The organism is Streptomyces sp. NPDC043685, from assembly GCF_056436585.1.
Genome location: NZ_JBWKCH010000006.1, coordinates 331,685 through 351,094, shown reverse-complemented (window position 1 = coordinate 351,094; position 19,410 = coordinate 331,685). Strand labels below are relative to the sequence as shown.

Genomic DNA, 19,410 nt, shown 5'->3' with positions numbered 1-19,410 from the left:
CGACCTAAGATGATCAACGTGTCCGACCAGCATGCACCACGGTCTCTCATCGTCACGCTCTACGGCGCGTACGGCCGCTTCGTACCGGGCCCCGTGCCGGTGGCCGAACTCATCCGGCTGCTGGCCGCGGCCGGGGTGGACGCGCCGTCCGTACGCTCCTCGGTGTCCCGGCTGAAGAGACGGGGACTGCTCGTGCCCGCCCGTACCGCCCAGGGCGCGGCCGGGTACGAACTGTCCCCGGACGCCCGCCAGTTGCTCGACGACGGTGACCGGCGCATCTACGCCTCGGCGCCGCCCGGGGACGAGGGCTGGGTGCTCGCGGTGTTCTCCGTGCCGGAGTCGGAGCGGCAGAAGCGGCACGTACTGCGCTCCCGGCTGGCCGGGCTCGGTTTCGGCACGGCCGCTCCGGGCGTGTGGATCGCGCCGGCGCGGCTGTACGAGGAGACCCGGCACACCCTCCAGCGGCTGCGGCTGGACGCGTACGTCGACTTCTTCCGCGGTGACCACCTCGGGTTCGCCCCGACCGCGGAGGCCGTCGCCCGGTGGTGGGACCTGGCGGCCATCGCCAAGGAGCACGAGGCGTTCCTCGACCGCCACGCGCGCGTGCTGCACGCGTGGGAGAAGCGCGCGGACACTCCGCCCGAGGAGGCCTACCGGGACTACCTCCTGGCCCTGGACTCCTGGCGCCACCTGCCCTACACCGACCCGGGCCTGCCGTCGGAGTTGCTGCCGGCGGACTGGCCGGGGGTCCGCTCGGCGGCGGTGTTCCGGGGGCTGCACGAGCGGCTGCGGGACGCGGGGGCGGCGTTCGTGGGGCTCTGATCCACCCGGGGCGCCGCCCGGTTTGCCGCCTTTGCTCCGCTATGGAACCGTCAACGATGTCCGCGAGTGGACGGAGCGCGCACCGGGAGGCGGACCGAGGGATGACCGTCACCACCACACCGCCGAGGACGGCGGGCGCCCGCGCGGACCGGCTCCCGTGAGGCGGTGGGGTCGCTCGGTGCACGGCGGGTGGAAACGGATCGGCGCGCACACCCTGGTCCGGCAGGGCAGGGACGTGGAGTTGCTGCACCGGGCCACGGGGTTCGCCACGCTCGCGCTGGTCACCCTGGCGCCGCTGCTCATCGTGGTGGCCGCCGCCGACCCGCTGGCACGCGGCGGATTCGCCTCCTGGCTGGCCGACGGGATGGGGCTGTCCGGACGGTCGGCCCGGCTGCTCACGGACATCATCAGCCCGCCGCGCAAGGTCATCGGCACCACGAGCGTCCTCGGCGGGGTCGCGCTCGCGGTCTTCGGTGTGGCGTTCGGCGGGAGCGTGCAGAACGGCTACGAGCGCATCTGGGGCCTGCCCTCGGGTCCGTGGCACCGGGTCTGGCGGCAGGCGGTGTGGATGATCGCGATGACCGCGTACCTGTACCAGGAGGTGCAGACGCGCAGCGTCGTCTCGGGGCCGGAGCGGATCGCGCTCAGCTCGGCGTCCGGCGTGCTGTTCTTCTGGTGGGGCCAGCGCTTCCTGCTCGGCGGACAGGTCCGCTGGAGCGCTCTGCTCCCCGGGGCGGTGGCCACCATGGCGGGACTCGTCGGCCTGCGCATGTTCTCCTACTTCGTCTTCACGCCGCTCATCGTCACCAACGCGATCAGCTACGGCGCGGTCGGCGTCGTCCTCGTCGTGGAGTCCTGGCTGATCGGCGTGGGGTACGTGGTCTACGGCGGCGCGCTGCTCGGCCGCTGGGCACTGGAGCATCACGGCCACGGCCTCGGCCGCGGCCACCGCCACCGCGACCCCGGCTCAGGCCCCGGCCCCGGCCCCGGCCCCGGCCCCGGCCCCGGCCCCGAAGAGTAGGCCCGGCCCGCGCCGACCTCCCCGTGCGAACGCACATGCCACCCCCAGCGCTCCTCGCCCCGGCTCATGCGAATCCACAGGCGACTTTCTCCTCGCATCTGCGGCATTATCATCGGCGTACCGAGCAGAGGGAGCAGCCCGTGATGACCCGTACCGTGCGTCGGACCCGCCGCCCGCTCCGGGTGGCAGCGGGGGGAGCCGCCGCCCTGCTGGCCCTCGGCGCCTGTTCGTCCTCCGGCTCGGATTCCCCGGCGCGGGCCGGCTCCTCCGGGTCGGGCAAGCCGTCCGGCGAGGTGACCGTGTTCGCCGCGGCCTCGCTGAAGGAGAGCTTCACGACGCTGGGCGAGCGGTTCGAGAAGGAGCACCCCGGCACGAAGGTCACCTTCAGCTTCGGAGGCAGCGACTCCCTCGCCGCGAGCATCACCGGCGGCGCTCCGGCCGATGTCTTCGCCTCGGCCAGCCCCGGCACGATGAAGATCGTCACGGCCGCCGGGGACACCTCGGGCCCGCCCGCCACGTTCGTCCGCAACGAGCTGGAGATCGCCACCCTGCCCGGCAACCCCGCCGGGATCTCCTCGCTCGGGGATCTCACCGAGCCGGGCCTGAAGGTCGTGCTCTGCGACAAGCGGGTGCCCTGCGGTGCCGCCGCGCGGAAGGCCCTCGACGCGAGCGGGCTCGAGCTCACCCCGGTCTCCTACGAGCAGGACGTGAAGGCCGCGCTGACCAAGGTCGAGCTGAAGGAGGCCGACGCCGCCGTCGTCTACAGGACGGATGTGCGCGCGGCGGGTGACAAGGTGGAGGGCGTGCGGTTCCCCGAATCCGCCGACGCCGTCAACGACTACCCGATCGCCCTGCTCAAGGGCGCGAGGAACGCCGAGGCCGCCAGGGCGTTCATCGCGATGGTGCGGTCCGCCGAGGGCCAAAGGGTCCTGAGCGCGGCCGGGTTCCTCCAGCCGTGACACCTCCGACCGGCGAGCCCCGCGCCGAGGCCGTGACCAGCCGGGGCGGTCCGCGGGGCCGGCGGGTCCGGACGGGCGTCCCGCTGCCGCTGCTGCTTCCCGCCCTGCTGGGCCTGGCCTTCCTGCTGGTGCCGCTGATCGCCCTGCTGGTGCGGACCCCGTGGGAGAGTCTGCCCCGGCTGCTGACCGGCCCGGACGTGTGGCAGGCCCTCAGGCTGTCCCTGCTGTGCGCCACGGCGGCCACCGCGGTGAGCCTGGTCATCGGCGTACCGCTGGCCTGGCTGCTGGCCCGCGTCGACTTCCCCGGCCGCGGCCTCGTACGCGCCCTCGTGACCCTGCCCCTGGTCCTGCCTCCGGTCGTCGGCGGTGTGGCGCTGCTGATGGCGCTGGGCCGCAACGGCATCGTCGGGCGGTGGCTGGACTCGTGGTTCGGGATCACGCTGCCCTTCAGCACGGCGGGGGTGGTGATCGCGGAGGCGTTCGTGGCGATGCCGTTCCTCGTGATCAGTGTGGAGGGCACGCTGCGGGCCGCCGATCCCCGCTACGAGGAGGCGGCCGCCACCCTGGGCGCGTCCCGCTTCACCGCGTTCCGCCGGGTCACGCTGCCGCTGATCGCGCCCGGCATCGCGGCGGGCGCCGTCCTGGCCTGGGCGCGGGCGCTGGGCGAGTTCGGCGCGACGATCACCTTCGCGGGCAACTTCCCCGGCCGTACCCAGACCATGCCCCTGGCCGTCTACCTGGCCCTGCAGAGCGACCCGGAGGCCGCGATCGCCCTCAGCCTGGTGCTGCTGGCGGTGTCGATCGCGGTCCTGGCCGGGTTGCGCGACCGCTGGATGCGTGCCGGATGACCCCCGCCCACCCCGCCACCGAACCCTCCGCGGGCGGGCTCGACGCCCGTCTCGTCGTGGACCGCGGGGGCTTCCGCCTCGACGTGGCGCTGAGCGTCCGGCCCGGCGAGGTCGTCGCCCTGCTCGGGCCGAACGGCGCCGGCAAGACCACCGCGCTGCGCGCCCTCGCCGGACTGACCCCGCTGTCCGGCGGTCATCTGCGGCTGGACGGCGCCGACCTGGGCCGCACACCGCCGGAGGCCCGTCCCGTCGGTGTCGTCTTCCAGGACTACCTGCTCTTCCCCCACCTCACGGCCCTCGACAACGTCGCCTTCGGGCCCCGCTGCCAGGGCGCGAGCAAGGCCGAGGCGCGTGCGCGGGCCGCCGAGTGGCTCGACCGCCTCGGCCTCGCGGCGCACAGCGGTGTCCGACCACGCCGGCTCTCCGGCGGCCAGGCCCAGCGCGTCGCCCTCGCCCGCGCTCTGGCGACCCGCCCCCGGCTGCTGCTGCTGGACGAGCCGCTGGCGGCCCTGGACGCCCGCACCCGTCTGGAGGTCCGCGCCCGGCTCCGGCGCCATCTGGCCGACTTCGAGGCGGTGGCCGTGCTGGTCACCCACGACCCGCTCGACGCCATGGTGCTGGCCGACCGGCTGGTGGTCGTGGAGCACGGCCGGGTCGTCCAGGAGGGCACCCCGGCCGGTATCGCCCGCCATCCCCGCACCGACTACATCGCGCAGCTGGTCGGCCTGAACCTCTACCGGGGCGAGGCCGACGGCCACACCGTGCGCCTGGCCGACGGCCCGTCCGTCACCACCACGGAGGTGCTGTCCGGCCCGGTCTTCGTGGCGTTCCCGCCCGGCGCGGTCACCCTCCACCGCGCCCGGCCCACCGGTTCCAGCGCCCGCAACCTCTGGCGCTGCGAGGTGGCCGGGCTGGAGACCCACGGCGACCAGATCCGCGCCGACCTCACCGGCGAGCTCCCCCTCGCCGCCGACCTCACGACGGTCGCCGCGGCCGAGCTCGACCTCCACCCCGGCGCGGAGGTCTGGGCCACCGTGAAGGCGGCGCAGACCCACGCCTACCCGGTCTGAGGCGGCCGGCGTCCCCACGCTTCAGGCCGCCGTCCTGACGGGCGAGGCCTCGGCGACGGCGGTCTCCCGCACGACGCGGCGCCGGATCCCCATGACCATCGGGTGGGCGACCATCCAGGCCGCGCTCTTGCAGACGAGCTCCTTGTAGAAGGCGGCGAGCCGGCCGGTGAGGGCCCACCGGACGGCACGGTCGTCGGCGGTGACGAACTGGATCAGGCCGTCCTTGCGGCCCAGCGAGATGCACTGGTTGAAGTAGCGCACCGGCACGGTCGGGACCTTCCCGCCGGTCAGACGGGCCGCGATGGCGTCGACGGCCTGCCAGGCGGTGAAGACGCCCGAGGCGCACGACATCCGCAGGGGCTTGTCGCCGGGGCCCATCGCCAGCGCCGCGTCGCCGACGGCGTACACGTCCGGGTGCGACACCGAGCGCATGGTCCGGTCGACCACGATCTGGCCGGTTCCGGAGACCTCCAGGGTGGTGGCCCGGGCGATCGGGTGGACGGCGAAGCCCGTGGTCCACACGGTGACCGCGGCCGGGATGCTCGTGCCGTCGGCGGTGGTGACGCGGTCGGCCTCGACGGCGGTGACGGCGGTGTGCTCGTGGACGGTGATGCCGAGCCGGTCGAGGACCTTCCGCAGGTGCCCGCTGCCCTTGGCCGAGAGCCAGTCGCCGAGGCCGCCGCGGGCGGCGAGGGCGACGTCGAGGTCCGGGCGGGTCTCGGCGATCTCGGTCACGGCCTCCAGGCCGGTGAGGCCGCCACCGACCACGACCACGGACTCTCCCGCGGCCAGGCCGGCCAGACGCTCGCGCAGCCGGAGCGCTCCGGCGCGGCCGGCGACCTCGTGGGCGTACTCGGCGGTCCCCGGCACGCCCTGGTCGTTCCAGCCGCTGCCGAGGGCGTACACGAGGGTGTCGTACGCCAGTTCCTCGTCCCGGGACTCCCCGGTGCCGTCCGCGAGGGCGGCGACGGTGACGGCCTTGCGGTCCACGTCGACGGCGGTGACCTTGCCCTGCTTCAGCGTGACGCCGGTGCCCTCGAACATCTCGTCGAAGGGCCGGGGCGCGAGGTCCTGGCCGGCGGCGAGCTGGTGCATCCGGACGCGCTCGACGAAGTCGGGCTCTGCGTTGACGAGGGTGATGGCGACGTCCTCGCGGTGCAGGTGCAGCCGCTTGGCGAGGCGCCCGGCGGCGGTGGCTCCCGTGTAGCCGGCTCCGAGGACGACGATGCGGTGCTGCATGGCGTAGCTCCTGTCATGACGGCTGTTTCCAGCGATTCACCCCTTGAACCGGGCGGCCCGCCGTTTCCTGACAGGAGCGTGATGTGATCCACGTCACATCGCCGGAGGCCGGGTCAGAAGATCCTGAGCAGGGGTTCGCCGTGGTCGTCGGCGGCCCACAGCCGGGTCGCGCGGTCGAGCTTGTCGGGGTTGACCTGGTTGCGGAACGCGGCGATGCCGTCGGCGCCGACCTCCAGGCACATGACGCCGATGACCCGGCCGTCGACGACCACCACGACGGCCGGGTCGCCGTTGGCGGTCGACGCGTACGCCGTGGGAGAGCCGCCGACCAGGTCACGCTTGGCCTTGGAGGGCTTGAACAGGCCGCGCATGAACTTGGCGACCGCGAGCGCGCCCTCGAACGCCCTGGCGCGGGCCGGGACCTTGCCGCCGCCGTCGCCGATCGCGACGGCGTCCTGGGTGAGCAGCCGCACCAGGGGTTCGGTCTGCCCGCTCGCGGCGGCCGCGAGGAACTCGTCGATGATCCGGCGCGCGGTGGCGTCGTCGATCTCGGTGCGGGTGCGGGCCCTGCCCTCCGCCACGTGCTTCTTCGCACGGTGCAGGATCTGCTGGCTGGCGACCTCGGTGATGTCGAGGATGTCGGCGATCTCCCGGTGCGGATAGTCGAAGGCCTCCCGCAGCACGTACACCGCCCGCTCCTTCGGGGCGAGCCGCTCCAGCAGGACGAGCACCGCGTACGACACCGATTCCCGCTGCTCGGCGGTGTCGGCGGGCCCGAGCATCGGATCCCCGGCGAGCAGCGGCTCGGGCAGCCACTGGCCCACATAGGTCTCGCGCCGCGCACGCGCCGAGGTGAGCTGGTTCAGACACAGGTTGGTGAGGACCTTAGTCAGCCACGCCTCGGGGACCTCGATGCGGTCGGGGTCGGCGCCCTGCCAGCGCAGGAACGTCTCCTGCACGGCGTCCTCGGCCTCGCTCGCCGACCCGAGCAGGCGATAGGCCACCGCCTCCAGGCGCGGCCTGAAGGCTTCGAACCGGTCCACGTCGTTCATGGTCAGGGCCATGCCAGGGATCCTAACGCTCCCGGGCGTCGGCGCCTCCCAGGCTCAGGCGCGGTTTGGGGGCGTCCAGGCGGCCGGTCCGGGGGCGCCGGCTGCCCGCGCGGTACGGGGCCGGCCAGGACACGCCCGGGCCCGCGTAGCCCTGCTCGGCCGCCGCGTGCAGGGTCCAGTGGGGGTCGTAGAGGTGGGGGCGGGCGAGCGCGCAGAGGTCGGCGCGGCCCGCCAGGATCAGGGAGTTGACGTCGTCCCAGGAGGAGATCGCCCCGACCGCGATCACCGGGAGGCCGGTGGTGTGGCGGATCCGGTCCGCGAACGGCGTCTGGTAGGACCGTCCGAACTCCGGCCGCTCGTCCGCCACGACCTGCCCCGTCGACACGTCGATCGCGTCGGCGCCGTGCGCGGCGAAGGCCCGGGCGATCTCGACGGCGTCCTCGGCGCTCGTGCCGCCCTCGGCCCAGTCGGTGGCGGAGATGCGCACGGTCATGGGCCGCTCCCCCGGCCACACGTTCCGTACGGCGTCGAAGACCTCCAGCGGGAAGCGCAGCCGCTTGTCCAGGGAGCCGCCGTAGGCGTCGGTGCGCCGGTTGGTCAGCGGGGAGAGGAACCCGGACAGCAGATAGCCGTGCGCGCAGTGCAGTTCCAGCAGGTCGAAGCCGGCCCGGGCGGCGCGGACGGCCGCCGCCGTGAACTGTTCGCGGATGTCGGTGAGCTGGGCGCGGGACAGCTCGCGGGGTGTCTGGCCGGACTCCTTGTACGGCAGCGCCGAGGGGGCCACGAGCGGCCAGTTGCCCTCCTCCAGCGGCTCGTCCATGCCCTCCCACATCACCTTGGTGGAGCCCTTGCGGCCGCTGTGGCCGAGCTGCACGCCGATCGCCGTGCCGGGGGCCTGGGCGTGCACGAAGCCGGTGACGCGTTTCCAGGCCTCGGCCTGACGTCCGGTGTAGAGGCCGGCGCAGCCCGGCGTGATCCGGCCCTCCGCGCTGACGCACACCATCTCGGTCATCACCAGGGCGGCCCCGCCCAGCGCCCGCGCGCCCAGGTGGACGAGGTGGAAGTCGCCGGGCACGCCGTCGACGGCCGAGTACATGTCCATGGGCGAGACGACGACGCGGTTGCGCAGGGTCAGGCCGCGCAGCCGCAGCGGTGTGAACATCGGGGGCGTGCCGGGCGGGCAGCCGAACTCGCGCTCCACGCTCTCGGTGAAGCGGGCGTCGCGCAGCCGCAGGTTGTCGTGGGTGACGCGGCGGCTGCGGGTGAGCAGGTTGAAGGCGAACTGGCGGGGCGGCTGGTCCAGGTACAGGGCGAGGTTCTCGAACCACTCCAGGCTGGCCCGGGCCGCGCGCTGCGTGGAGGCGACGACGGGGCGCCGCTCCGCCTCGTAGGCGGTCAGGGCCTCGGGCAGCGAGCCCCGCTCCTCCAGGCAGGCGGCCAGGGCGAGCGCGTCCTCGACGGCGAGCTTGGTGCCGGAGCCGATGGAGAAGTGGGCGGTGTGGGCGGCGTCCCCGAGGAGGACGACGTTGCCGTGGGACCAGCGGTCGTTGACGACCGTGCGGAACGTCGTCCAGGTGGAGTTGTTCGACCTCAGGGGGCGGCCGTGGAGCGCCTCGGCGAAGACCTTGGCGCAGCGCTCGATCGACTCCGCCTCGTCGAGTTCGTCGAAGCCGGCCGCGCGCCAGACCTCTTCGCGCATCTCGACGATCACCGTGGAGGCGTCGGGCGCGTAGGGGTAGCCGTGGAGCTGCATCACGCCGTGTTCGGTCTCGGCGATCTCGAAGCGGAAGGAGTCGAAGGGGAAGTCCGCGGCGAGCCAGATGTAGCGGCAGCGGTGGGTCGTCACATGGGGGCGGAAGACGTCCGCGTGCCGCTCGCGGGTGGTGCTGTGGACACCGTCCGCCGCGATGACCAGGTCGTGGGTGTGCGGCAGGTCCCGCGGGGCCTCGGTGCGGAAGCGGAGGTCGACGCCCAGGTCACGGCAGCGGGTGTGGAGGATGTCGAGCAGTCGCTTGCGGCCCAGGGCGGCGAATCCGTGGCCGCCTGAGGTGTGGTGCACCCCGCGGTGGACGATGTCGATGTCGTCCCAGCGGGTGAAGTGCTGCTGGAGGGCCTCGTAGACCTGCGGGTCGGCGTGTTCGATGCCGCCGAGGGTCTCGTCGGAGAGGACGACGCCGAAGCCGAAGGTGTCGTCGGGGGCGTTGCGTTCCCAGACGGTGATATGCCGTTGCGGATCGAGGCGTTTGAGGAGGGCGGCGGCGTAGAGGCCGCCGGGGCCGCCGCCGATGATCGCCACGCGGAGGGGGTGGCTGGTGTCGTGGTGCGGCTGCGGGTGCGTTGTGGCTTGTCGCGCGGTTCCCCGCGCCCCTTCAGGGACGCCCACTATCGTCCGCTCCATTTCGGGGGGCGCTTCTCCGTGAACGCCGCATGGAACTCGGCGTAGTCCTCGCCGTTCATCAACAACGCCTGCGTCGAGGCGTCGAGTTCGATCGAGGCCGCCAGGGGCATGTCCAGTTCGGAGGTGAGCAGGGCCTTGGTCTGGGCGTACGCGAGGGCCGGCCCCTGGGCCAGGCGGTGGGCCAGTCGCCGGGAGGTCTCGTCCGCCCGGCCCTCCTCCGTCAGTTCGCTGATCAGGCCGATGCGCTCGGCCTCGGCGGCGCGGACCGGGTCGCCCAGCATCAGCAGGCGGGTGGCGTGGCCGAGGCCGACCACGCGGGGCAGGAGGTAGGCCGCGCCCATGTCGCCGCCGGAGAGCCCGACGCGGGTGAAGAGGAAGGCGAAACGGGCGGTGGGGTCGGCGACGCGGAAGTCCGCGGCCAGGGCGAGGACCGCTCCGGCGCCCGCGGCCACCCCGTGCAGCGACGCGATCACGGGGAACGGGCACTCCCGGATCGCGCGGACCACCTGGCCGGTCATCCGGTTGAAGTCCAGGAGCCGGGCGGTGTCCATGCCGAGGGTGGCGCCGATGATCTCGTCGACGTCACCGCCCGAGCAGAAGCCACGGCCCTCCCCGGTCAGCACCAGGGCCCGCACGGACCGCTCCCGGGACAGCTCGGCGAGCAGGTCGCGCAGGTCGGCGTAGGCGCCGAAGGTGAGCGCGTTGAGCTTCTCGGGGCGGGCCAGGGTGACGGTCGCGACGCCGTCGGCGACGTCCAGACGCAGATGCTCCCAGCCGGGGGTGCGGGCGGCGGAGCCGGTGAAGGGACTCATGACGTGCGGCCTCCTCGGGCGGGCACTGCCTCACTGAGCTCTACCCCACGAAGCTATCACTCATCCGTGACTGTCGTCATGAGTGCGCGATAGACCGTCCGGGTAGGAATCCGGTGTGGAGCCGGATGTGACCCGCGCCGGTCACATCCGTCACAGATCGTCCACACCGGCGTAACGGCGGGAGCAGCTGTGCGCGGCGCCGCGTTCACCTGGGTAAGCCGTCGGCAAGGAGGCAAAGGCGCCTCCGGCGGTGCCCCTCGAACGCGCGCGGAGAGCGGCGCCGTACCATTCACAAGGTTGAAAGCAGGACGTCCTGCTCCATGAACGGACCCGCCGTGTACGAACTCCCCTCAGCCCCCGCCTCCTGGCGCATCGCGCTGCCGCACACCACAGCGGCGGTGCCCGCGGCACGCGCCCTGGTCCGTACGGCGCTGGCCGAGCTGGAGCACACGGCGGACTGCGACACCGCGGAGCTGCTCACCGCGGAGCTGGTGGCCAACGCCGTGGAGCACACCACGGGCGAGACGCCGATAGAGCTGGTCGTGGAGCTGATGCCGTCGGGCTGCCAGGTCGAGGTGCACGACACCGACCCGGCCCCGCCCGGCGACCTCACGCGTCCGGCCGGCGGCCCGCCCGACCCCTGGCAGGAGCACGGGCGCGGGCTGCTGCTGATCCGCGCCCTGAGCTCCTCCTGCGGGCACCGCCCGACCGAGTCCGGCAAGGCCGTCTGGTTCAGACTGTCTGCGGTACCGGCTCAGCGGCGTCCGTCGGCGTGACCCGGGCGAGCCGCGAGTTGCGCCGCCCGTAGAGCAGGTACAGGGCGACCCCGACCGCCAGGAAGCCCGCGAACTGGATCCAGGTCGTCGCGCCCGTCTCGTACATCAGGTACAGGCAGAAACCGACGCCGAGCAGCGGGGTGACGGGGTACAGCGGCACCCGGAAGCTGCGGGCGAGGCCGGGCTCGCGGCGGCGCAGGGCGATGACCGCGATGTTGACGACGGCCATGGTGGCGAGGGTGCCGATGGTGCACAGGTTGACCACCGCGTCCAGCGGGGCGAAGGCCGCGGGGATCGCGAAGACGACCGCCACGATCAGCGTGCCGGCGACCGGCGTGGACGTCCTCGGCGACACCTTCTCGAAGACGCGCGGGACGAGTCCGTCGCGGGACATGGACATCAGGATCCGGGTCTGGCCGTACATCACGGCGAGCACGACCGAGGCAATGGCGACGACCGCGCCGAAGGCGATCACCGCGCCGCCTACGCCGGAGCCGGTGACCCGGTCGACGACGTAGGAGAGGGCCGCCGGACGGCCGCCGACCGCGTCGCCGCCGATGGCACCGATCGCGGCGAGCGCGACCGCGCAGTAGAGCAGCGTGACCAGGCCGATGCAGACGAGGATCGCGACCGGGATGTCCCGGCGGGGGTTCTTCGCCTCCTCACCGGCGGTGGTGATCGCGTCGAAGCCGATGTACGAGAAGAACGCGGCGGTGGTGCCCGCGCCGATGCCGGCGAGGCCGGTCGGCGAGAACGGCGTGAGGTTGCCGTCCTCGAAGGCGGTGAAGCCGATCGCCAGGAAGGCGACCAGGACGGCGAGCTTCAGCACGGCCATCGCGGCCGTGGCCCGGGCGCTCTCGCGCACCCCGCGGACCAGCAGGACGGCGGCCAGGGCGATGACGATCACGGCCGGGAGGTTCACCACCCCGCCGTCGCCCGGACCGGCCGACAGGGCCGCGGGCAGGTGCACTCCGATGACGCTGTCGAGGAGCTCGTTGACGTACTGGCTCCAGCCGACCGCCACCGCGGACACGGACACGCCGTACTCCAGCAGCAGGCACCAGCCGACGAGGAAGGCCGTGCCCTCGCCGAGACCGGCGTAGGCGAAGGAGTACGAGGAGCCGGAGACCGGGATCGCGCCGCCCAGCTCGGCGAAGGCGAACGCGGTGAAGACGCAGGTGATCGCGGCGAGGAGGAAGGAGACGACGACGGCCGGGCCGGCCTGGGCGACCGAGTCGGACAGGCCGACGAAGATGCCGGTGCCGACGATGGCGCCGACGCCGAAGCAGATGAGCTGGAAAAGGCCCATCGTGCGCTTCAGGCCGTGGCCTTCACGGTCGGCGCCCGATTCCGCCACGAGAAGGGCGGGGGACTTGATCCGGGGAGCGGGCATGCGGGTGGTGCTCGTTTCTGGTGGTGCGGGGAGTGCGACGGGTTCGTCGCGCGGCGGCCGCGAAGAAGGGGTGGTTCCGGGCCGCCGGTCAGCATAAGGCCTGTTCAGGCGAGGGTCGCCACCAAGACCGCCTTGATGGTGTGCATCCGGTTCTCCGCCTCGTCGAAGACGACCGAGTGGGCCGACTCGAAGACCTCGTCGGAGACCTCCAGGTACTCCAGGCCGTGCGCGGCGTGGATCTCCCGGCCGACCTTGGTGCCGAGGTCGTGGAAGGCGGGCAGGCAGTGCAGGAACCTCACGTCCGGGTTGCCGGTGGCGCGCAGCACGTCCGTGGTCACGGCGTAGGGGGCGAGGGCGGTGATGCGCTCGGCCCAGACCTCCTTCGGCTCGCCCATGGACACCCAGACGTCCGTGGCGACGAAGTCGGCGCCCCGGACGCCCTCCTCCACGGTCTCGGTGAGCGTGACGCGGGCGCCGCTGCTCTCGGCGAGGGCCCGGGCCCGCTCGACGACCTCCTCGGCCGGCCAGTACTCCTTCGGCGCGACCAGCCGGACGTCCATGCCGAGCAGGGCGCCGGTGACCAGGTAGGAGTTGCCCATGTTGAAGCGGGCGTCGCCCAGGTAGGCGAAAGCGACCTCGTTCAGGGGCTTGGCGCAGTGCTCGGTCATGGTCAGCACGTCGGCGAGCATCTGGGTGGGGTGCCAGTCGTCGGTGAGCCCGTTGTAGACGGGGACGCCGGCGTGCGCCGCCATCTCCTCCACCTTCTGCTGGCTGTCCCCCCGGTACTCGATCGCGTCGAACATCCGGCCCAGCACCCGCGCGGTGTCCTTGACCGACTCCTTGTGCCCGATCTGGGAGCCGGAGGGGTCGAGGTAGGTGGTCGAGGCGCCCTGGTCGGCGGCCGCGACCTCGAACGCGCAGCGGGTGCGGGTGGACGTCTTCTCGAAGATCAGCGCGATGTTCCGGCCCCGCAGGTACTGGGTCTCGGCCCCGGCCTTCTTGGCGGCCTTCAGCTCGGCGGCCAGCTCGACCAGAGCGCGGAACTCCTCCGCGGTGAGGTCCAGCTCCTTGAGGAGGTGGCGGCCGGCGAGGGCGGTCGGGACAGTCGCCATGGGGGCGCTCCAGGAGTGCGGGGACACAGACGTCTGGAATACTATACGAACTTCAGCATGCCTATACGGAACGGTGGCCGCGGACCCCTTCCCCGCCTCCTCCCCGGCCCCTACACGGGGTCCCGCTCCACCGGGCAGCTCATGCACCGCGGTCCGCCCCTGCCCCGGCCCAGTTCGCTGCCGGGGATCTCTATCACCTCGATGCCCTGCTTGCGCAGGTGCGTGTTGGTGGTGGCGTTCCGCTCGTAGGCGACCACGACCCCGGGTTCGACGGCCAGCACGTTGCAGCCGTCGTCCCACTGCTCGCGCTCGGCCGCGTGCACGTCCTGGGTGGCGGTCAGCACGCGGATCTCGTTGAGGCCCAGCGCGGCGGCGATCGCGCGGTGCATGTGCTCCGGCGGGTGGTCGGTGACCTTCAGTTCCTTCTCGCCGACGCCCGGCTCGATGGTGTACGAGCGGAGCATGCCGAGGCCCGCGTACTGGGTGAAGGTGTCACCGTCGACCATCGTCATCACGGTGTCGAGATGCATGAAGGCACGCCGCTTGGGCATGTCGAGGGCCACGATCGTCTCGGCGGACCCGGCGGCGAACAGCTTGTGCGCGAGCATCTCGACGGCCTGCGGGGTGGTGCGCTCGCTCATGCCGATGAGCACCGCCCCGTTGCCGATGACCAGCACGTCGCCGCCCTCGATGGTGGACGGATAGTCGGCCTGCCCCTCCGACCACACGTGGAACGCTTCCTCCCGGAACAGCGGGTGGTGCCGGTAGATCGCCTCGAAGTGCACGGTCTCGCGCTGCCGGGCGGGCCAGCGCATGGCGTTGATGGAGACGCCGTCGTAGATCCAGGCGGAGGTGTCCCGGGTGAAGAGGTGGTTGGGCAGCGGGCCCAGCAGGAAGTCGTCCAGTTCCATGACGTGGAAGCGGACCGAGGTCGGCTCCGGGTGCACGTCGAGGAACTCGCGTTTGGTCATGCCGCCGATCAGGACCTCGGCCAGCTCCCGCGGGGGCAGGTTCTCGAAGGCCGCTCTGAGCGGGTCGGTGGCCAGCGGGCCGTACTCCTTCTCGTCGAAGACCCGCTCCAGGACGAGGGATCTGGCCGCCGGAACCTCGAGCGTCTCGGCCAGCAGGTCGCCGAAGAGGTGGACGGCGACGCCCCGGTCGCGCAGCACGTCGGCGAACCCGTCGTGCTCGGCGCGGGCCCTGCGCACCCACAGCACGTCGTCGAAGAGGAGTGAGGTCTTGTTGCTCGGGGTGAGCCTTTTGAGCTCGAGGTCGGGCCGGTGCAGGATGACGCGGCGCAGCCGCCCGGCCTCGGAGTGGACGTGGTATGCCATGCCTTCATCCTGACCGCCGGGGCCGGGGTTGACGCGCTTCTCGGCGGTTTCCGTGAACGCCGGTTTGTCACGCCGACGACGGACGCGCAGGGCGGGGTCACACCCGGGGCGACGGCTCCAGCAGCTCCTCCGGCCGGGCCAGCGTCCGGCGGGCGGCCCTTGTCGGTTCGAGGATCGTCCGGGCCACGATCCAGCCCGCGAGCGCGTGCGGTTCGGCCGGGGCGTCGGCCAGGAGGTCGGTGTACCGGGCGAGCGCGGTGGACGCGTCCCCGGCGGCGAGGTGCTCGTCGGCGGTGCGGGGGGCGGCCGGACGGGTGGCGAAGGCATGGGTGCGCAGGTCCGGCCAGGAGGTGCGGCCCGGGCGGAAGCGGAGGTCCGCGGGCCCGGCGGCCCGGGCGGGCACGACGTTGCGCAGGCGCCATTCGGTGCGGTGGAGCACGGCGGCGGTGCGCGCCCGGGTGAGGGCGGCGTACGGGACCGGCTCGCGCAGCCAGCCGTCGAGCGTGCGGGCCAGTCCCGTCACCAGGACCCGGCCCTGCGGGGTGAGACGGCCCTCCGTCAGCAGCGTGCGCACCACGAGCCTGCTCTGCAGGCGGCGCAGCGCGAAGTGGTACCCGGCCGTGTCGGCCGCCCGGGCGTCGCCGGCCACGGCCAGCCGGTCCCGCCAGAACCCGGCGACACCGGTGAACGCGTAGGCGCCGTGCAGCAGACCGGTGAGGTGGCGCGGATCCGGTCGCCAGGGGGCGTAGTAGCGCTCCTCCCGGTCGTCGTCGAGCAACGGGAAGAGGTGCAGGAGGGCGGCCAGCTTGCTGTGCTGGAACTCGTGGACCAGGGTCTCGGCGAGCGCCGTACCGCAGGACGGGCGGGCGATCACCATGGCCCCGAAGGAGTCGCCGCTGGTGGCCGACACCGACACGGTGGGCGGGGCGGGCGGCAGCGAGGCGGTGCGTCCCCAGGGCACCACGGCCCGGATGTCACGGGGGTCGAACCGGCCGGGTCCGTCGCCGCCCGGTGTGGCGAGGAGGGCCGCGGCCTCCTCGAACAGCCGCTGCCAGGACGCGGCCTCGTCGGGGTCGAGCCGGGCCGGCGGGAGGGGATCGTCCAGGTCGCGGTAGGGGTCGAGGTCTTCGAGGGGGATGCCGACCGGGCCGCCGGGCGTGCGGTGGGTGAGGGTGCGCAGGGGCAGCCAGGCGGGGGTGTCGGCCGCCGGTGCGGGCAGCGGCCGCGTCGCCGGGCGGACCGTCGACGACAGGGGGGTGCCGTCACGGCCCGGGCCGGACAGCGTCAGCTCGCCCCCGTTCGTCCGGGCCCGGCCGGTCGTCAGCCCCTCCTTCGCCCCGGGGAGCCGGGCCAGTCCCAGCCCGGGCACCGGCAGCGCGCCGTCGGTGAGGGGCACCCGGAGCTCCGCCCGGGTGCCGGCGCGCAGGGAGGCCGCGACGGCCAGGGCGCACAGATGCCCGGCCTCGGCCCACAGCGGTGGTCCTGACGCGGTGCCGTGCAGCCGGCGCAGGAGATGGGCGATCCATCCCCCGGTCGCCGGTGCGAGCAGCAGCCGGTCGACCGGTCCGGGCGCCGCCGCGGCGGCCTCCTTGAGGACACCCCAGGCCTCGGCGGCGGAGCTCAGCGGGGTGCTCAGGGCGCTGAGCCGGTCCAGCAGGGTCCGCAGGAGCAGCAGCCGCCTGGCCCGCTCCGCGCGTTCGAGGAAGGCGACGGCCTCCGCGGAGCCGCCCCCCGCCGCCAGTTCCGCCAGGATCCGCTCGGGCATGCGGAACGGGGGGTGGCGCGGCTCGCTGGGCATGCGGGACCTCCGGTCGCGGGTGCGGGCGTGGGCCCCGGCACAGCGTCGAGGCCACGGGCGGGCCGCCTGCCGGGGGGCTGCAGACCTATTCGGCCCGGGCGCTCCCCTCGCTGCCCCCTCTGATGCTGCCGCGGGCCCGCAGGACCTCGCCGAGCAGACGGGCGGAGGGCCGCAGAGGGGCGAGACCGTCCACCGCGGTCAGGGGCAGCTCCGTCAGATCGGCGAGATCCGACTCCCAGACGGCGGTAGCAGCAGCCGCGGCCGGCTCGCGGACGGCGACTTCGGCGTGGCACAGAGCGGGCTGCTGGTCCAAGATGCTCCCCCTTCTCGCACGGTGGCACGCGATGCCCCGTGCCCGTCCTTTTCCATCATGGCCATTCCGGCCCGGGTCGAAAACCGTACGATCACGCCACCCGATCATTTCCGATCACCCGGGCGTCGCGTCGAGGCCGCGAACTCGGTCAGTGCCGCGCCCAGTTCGGCCTGGAGATCGGGTGCCTCGTCCAGCGCGACCACGGCGTCGAACAGCTCCCACAGCGCCTCCGGCCGCCTCCGGGCCATTCCGTTGAGGATGCTGACGACATCGGTGCGTGCCTTGCTGTGGCGGGCGAGCGTGCCCGTGACACCCGGGTCCAACGAGCCGACGAGCGCTTGGCGTTCGGTGGGGTCCTGCATCAGCGGATAGGCGAGGAGCGCGTTCACCGCCCGCTGCAGCGGTGAGGCCGGCCGGCCCTCGGCGCCCTGCTCCGCCGGTGCCATGATCTCGGTGCGCTCCGGGCTCCGCAGCCGAATCTCCGGATACTGCAGAGTACGTCCCGCTTCCCTGAGGGCCGCGATACGTGCCCGTACGGCCGGAAACAGTCCCTCCGGATCGGGCGGTGCGGGCAGGACGGCGGCCCGGTCGGCCAGCAGCGCGAGCAGGATCTCGGAGAACAGGCCCGTCCCGCGCTCGGGGTCGTTGGCCGCGGCCCGCCCGCGCCCGGCGGCCTGCAACAGGGTCTGCCGATGGGCGTGGTTGCGCCGCCCCACCGGCAGGGCGTCCGGGGGCAGTTGCTCCAGGAAGGCGAGGTCTTCCTCGAACGTCTCGCAGGCGTCCACGATCCACAGCTGCTCCCCGAAGGCCGGTACGGCGTCCCCGGCGTACCGGTCGAGCGCGCTGTCGAGGTCGATGCCCAGCTTGTCGGCGGTGCTGGCATCGGAGCAGAACAGCCGCAGGTGCCCGGCCCGGTCGAGCACCCCGTGCCCGCCCCACCAGACCCACAGGACGTCGCCCCGCTCCCGGGGCAGTTCCCGGACCAGGACGCGGCGCAGGGTGGCGTGGTCGGCGGGCTCGTGGGCCACCCCGGGGGCGTGGGCCGCCAAGGGCGCCAGATGCAGCCGGAGTTGTTCCTGCGGCACCCCGGCCTCCCGCAGCAGCCGGTGGAAGGCGACCGCGTCGCGGGCCGGGCCGGGCAGGTCCCAGCCGGGTCCGGCGTCGTAGCGCTCGATGCCGACGATCAGCGCGTGCACGCGGGCGGGGTTCACGGCAGCCGGTCCACGATGTGCCGGTACACCTCGGGGTTGGTCCAGTAGGCGCTGTGGGAGGCGGGGAAGGGCTGACGGCTGTCGACCCGGACGTCCGTGACGCGGCCGGGGAAGAGACCCGCGCCGAGGTAGGAGAGCAGGTCGCGCGGGTCGTAGAGGTTCAGCCAGTCGGGCAGGTGCGGCGGGAGCGGCGCGGGGTGTTCGAGGGAGGGCAGGGATCCGGACTCGTAGAGGAAGGGGCCCTGGGAGCCCGCTGTCACCAGGAGCCGGACCTGGGGCAGCGGGGTGGTGATCAGGGTGTCCAGGGCGATGATGCCGCCCAGACTGTGGCCGACGAGGGTGACGGGCGGTTCCAGGCCCGCGACCAGCTCGCGCAGGTCGGTGCGGACCGCCTCGCCTCGGCTGAGGTAGCGCAGGATGTCGGCGGCGGCCGGGTGGGCGGCCTCGGTGAGGGCGCGCCGGCGGCGCAGGACGGCACGCGATGCCATCGAGCCCGCCGTCCGCAGCATCAGCGAGCGCACCCCGCGTTCCGTGCCCCGGGGCGCCGCGCCGAGTGCCACGGCCAGCCGCTCGGCGACGGCGTCACGGCTGTCGCCGCCCGGCACCAGGGGGGCGTCGCCGTCCAGGGCGTCCGCGATGACCCGGGCGGTGAGGCTGCGGGCGGCGAGGTGAGCGAGGTCGTCGGGGGTGAGAGCCTGCGCGGCGGGCCCGAGCAGGTGGTGGGCGGCGAGGTCGGTGGCGGCGCGGCCGAGGCCGGGCCCCAACTCCTCGGCCCCTTCGTCGCCCTGCGCCGCGAGTGCGGCCAGCCGTGCGCGTATCGCCTGGTCCGGCGGCAGGGTGCCGGGGGGCCGCTCCGCGCCCTGCGTGGCGCCGGCCGCAGCGAGGGTGAGCTCCGCGTACGGGTCGGCGTAGAGGGCGGCCCAGCAGGCGGCCGTCTCCTCCTCGGGGTCCGGTCCGGCCGGGCCCCGGGACGTGCCGCCCGGCGCGGCGGGAAGACTGGCGCCGCCCGCCGCGAGCGTGGCGCCGTGCGTGTCGCCCCAGTAGTACGGCACGATGCGAAGCCCCTCGCGCAGGGCGGTCAGTCCGGCCGCCACGCGCCCCGCAAGCTTCGAGAAGCCTGGTTCGCGCACCCCTGTCCCATGGATGAATACGACCGTCGCCATGTGCCCCCCGTGACACCGGTGCAGTGTTGTGTACGACTGCCGATACGCCGTCAAGTTACCTCTATCATAGGGAGGTTGGGGTCGATCAG

17 protein-coding genes are annotated in these 19,410 nt (G+C 73.5%); 6 read left to right on the top strand and 11 right to left on the bottom strand.

All coding sequences use genetic code 11. The features are described from left to right. Positions 1 to 9 precede the first annotated feature (9 nt). The 5 genes from AC0665_RS21505 (at position 10) to AC0665_RS21485 (ending at position 4,720) form a co-directional block, all read left to right on the top strand. Complete coding sequence (locus AC0665_RS21505) at positions 10 to 822, top strand: PaaX family transcriptional regulator (protein ID WP_363122423.1); 813 nt, start codon at positions 10 to 12, stop codon at positions 820 to 822. Between the two features lie 178 nt (positions 823 to 1,000). Beyond that, on the top strand, positions 1,001 to 1,843 hold the full coding sequence (locus tag AC0665_RS21500; RefSeq protein WP_478705592.1) for a ribonuclease BN: 843 nt from the start codon (positions 1,001 to 1,003) through the stop codon (positions 1,841 to 1,843). Between the two features lie 143 nt (positions 1,844 to 1,986). Then, positions 1,987 to 2,802, top strand: coding sequence for a molybdate ABC transporter substrate-binding protein (gene modA / locus AC0665_RS21495; RefSeq protein WP_478705591.1), 816 nt, complete (start codon positions 1,987 to 1,989; stop codon positions 2,800 to 2,802). Then, positions 2,799 to 3,650, top strand: a complete 852-nt coding sequence (gene modB, locus AC0665_RS21490; protein WP_468402788.1) for a molybdate ABC transporter permease subunit — start codon at positions 2,799 to 2,801, stop codon at positions 3,648 to 3,650. The genes modA and modB overlap by 4 nt, the downstream gene beginning before the upstream one ends. Next, the gene (locus tag AC0665_RS21485; protein WP_478705590.1) at positions 3,647 to 4,720 is read left to right on the top strand and encodes an ABC transporter ATP-binding protein; all 1,074 of its coding nucleotides are present in this window, start codon (positions 3,647 to 3,649) and stop codon (positions 4,718 to 4,720) included. The genes modB and AC0665_RS21485 overlap by 4 nt, the downstream gene beginning before the upstream one ends. Before the next feature lie 21 nt (positions 4,721 to 4,741). Here the strand turns inward: AC0665_RS21485 and AC0665_RS21480 are convergent, their stop codons facing one another. From AC0665_RS21480 to AC0665_RS21465, 4 genes are all read right to left on the bottom strand, one after another. Next, a complete protein-coding gene (locus tag AC0665_RS21480) occupies positions 4,742 to 5,959 on the bottom strand; it encodes an NAD(P)/FAD-dependent oxidoreductase (RefSeq protein ID WP_478705589.1) in 1,218 nt (405 codons plus the stop codon). A gap of 113 nt (positions 5,960 to 6,072) precedes the next feature. Next, the gene (gene sigJ / locus AC0665_RS21475; protein WP_478604183.1) at positions 6,073 to 7,023 is read right to left on the bottom strand and encodes an RNA polymerase sigma factor SigJ; all 951 of its coding nucleotides are present in this window, start codon (positions 7,021 to 7,023) and stop codon (positions 6,073 to 6,075) included. A gap of 10 nt (positions 7,024 to 7,033) precedes the next feature. Continuing rightward, positions 7,034 to 9,409 carry a bifunctional salicylyl-CoA 5-hydroxylase/oxidoreductase gene (locus AC0665_RS21470; RefSeq protein WP_478705588.1) on the bottom strand — a complete coding sequence of 792 codons (2,376 nt, stop codon included), beginning with the start codon at positions 9,407 to 9,409 and terminating at the stop codon, positions 7,034 to 7,036. Beyond that, positions 9,394 to 10,221 (bottom strand): enoyl-CoA hydratase family protein, encoded by an 828-nt coding sequence (locus AC0665_RS21465; RefSeq protein WP_468402778.1) that lies wholly within the window; start codon positions 10,219 to 10,221, stop codon positions 9,394 to 9,396. Before AC0665_RS21465 ends, AC0665_RS21470 begins: the two co-directional genes overlap by 16 nt. A 320-nt stretch (positions 10,222 to 10,541) precedes the next feature. Between AC0665_RS21465 and AC0665_RS21460 the strand changes: the two genes are divergently transcribed. Continuing rightward, complete coding sequence (locus tag AC0665_RS21460) at positions 10,542 to 10,997, top strand: ATP-binding protein (protein ID WP_478604190.1); 456 nt, start codon at positions 10,542 to 10,544, stop codon at positions 10,995 to 10,997. Here the strand turns inward: AC0665_RS21460 and AC0665_RS21455 are convergent. The 7 genes from AC0665_RS21455 to AC0665_RS21425 all read right to left on the bottom strand — a co-directional run bounded on the left by AC0665_RS21455 (position 10,954) and on the right by AC0665_RS21425 (position 19,252). Beyond that, positions 10,954 to 12,390: an amino acid permease gene (locus AC0665_RS21455; protein ID WP_478604193.1), complete on the bottom strand. Its 1,437-nt coding sequence runs from the start codon at positions 12,388 to 12,390 to the stop codon at positions 10,954 to 10,956. The genes AC0665_RS21460 and AC0665_RS21455 overlap by 44 nt on opposite strands. Before the next feature lie 104 nt (positions 12,391 to 12,494). Then, a complete protein-coding gene (gene argF, locus AC0665_RS21450) occupies positions 12,495 to 13,502 on the bottom strand; it encodes an ornithine carbamoyltransferase (protein ID WP_478604196.1) in 1,008 nt (335 codons plus the stop codon). 110 nt (positions 13,503 to 13,612) lie between these two features. Then, positions 13,613 to 14,836: an arginine deiminase gene (locus tag AC0665_RS21445; RefSeq protein ID WP_478604198.1), complete on the bottom strand. Its 1,224-nt coding sequence runs from the start codon at positions 14,834 to 14,836 to the stop codon at positions 13,613 to 13,615. Positions 14,837 to 14,933: 97 nt separating this feature from the next. Beyond that, entirely contained in the window at positions 14,934 to 16,634 is a 1,701-nt protein-coding gene (locus AC0665_RS21440; RefSeq protein ID WP_478705587.1) for an HEXXH motif domain-containing protein, read from the bottom strand. Positions 16,635 to 16,719: 85 nt separating this feature from the next. Continuing rightward, a complete protein-coding gene (locus AC0665_RS21435) occupies positions 16,720 to 16,947 on the bottom strand; it encodes a hypothetical protein (protein WP_468402768.1) in 228 nt (75 codons plus the stop codon). Positions 16,948 to 17,051: 104 nt separating this feature from the next. Next, complete coding sequence (locus tag AC0665_RS21430) at positions 17,052 to 18,158, bottom strand: effector-associated domain 2-containing protein (RefSeq protein ID WP_478705586.1); 1,107 nt, start codon at positions 18,156 to 18,158, stop codon at positions 17,052 to 17,054. Continuing rightward, entirely contained in the window at positions 18,155 to 19,252 is a 1,098-nt protein-coding gene (locus AC0665_RS21425) for a hypothetical protein (RefSeq protein ID WP_478705585.1), read from the bottom strand. Before AC0665_RS21425 ends, AC0665_RS21430 begins: the two co-directional genes overlap by 4 nt. Positions 19,253 to 19,410 lie beyond the last annotated feature (158 nt).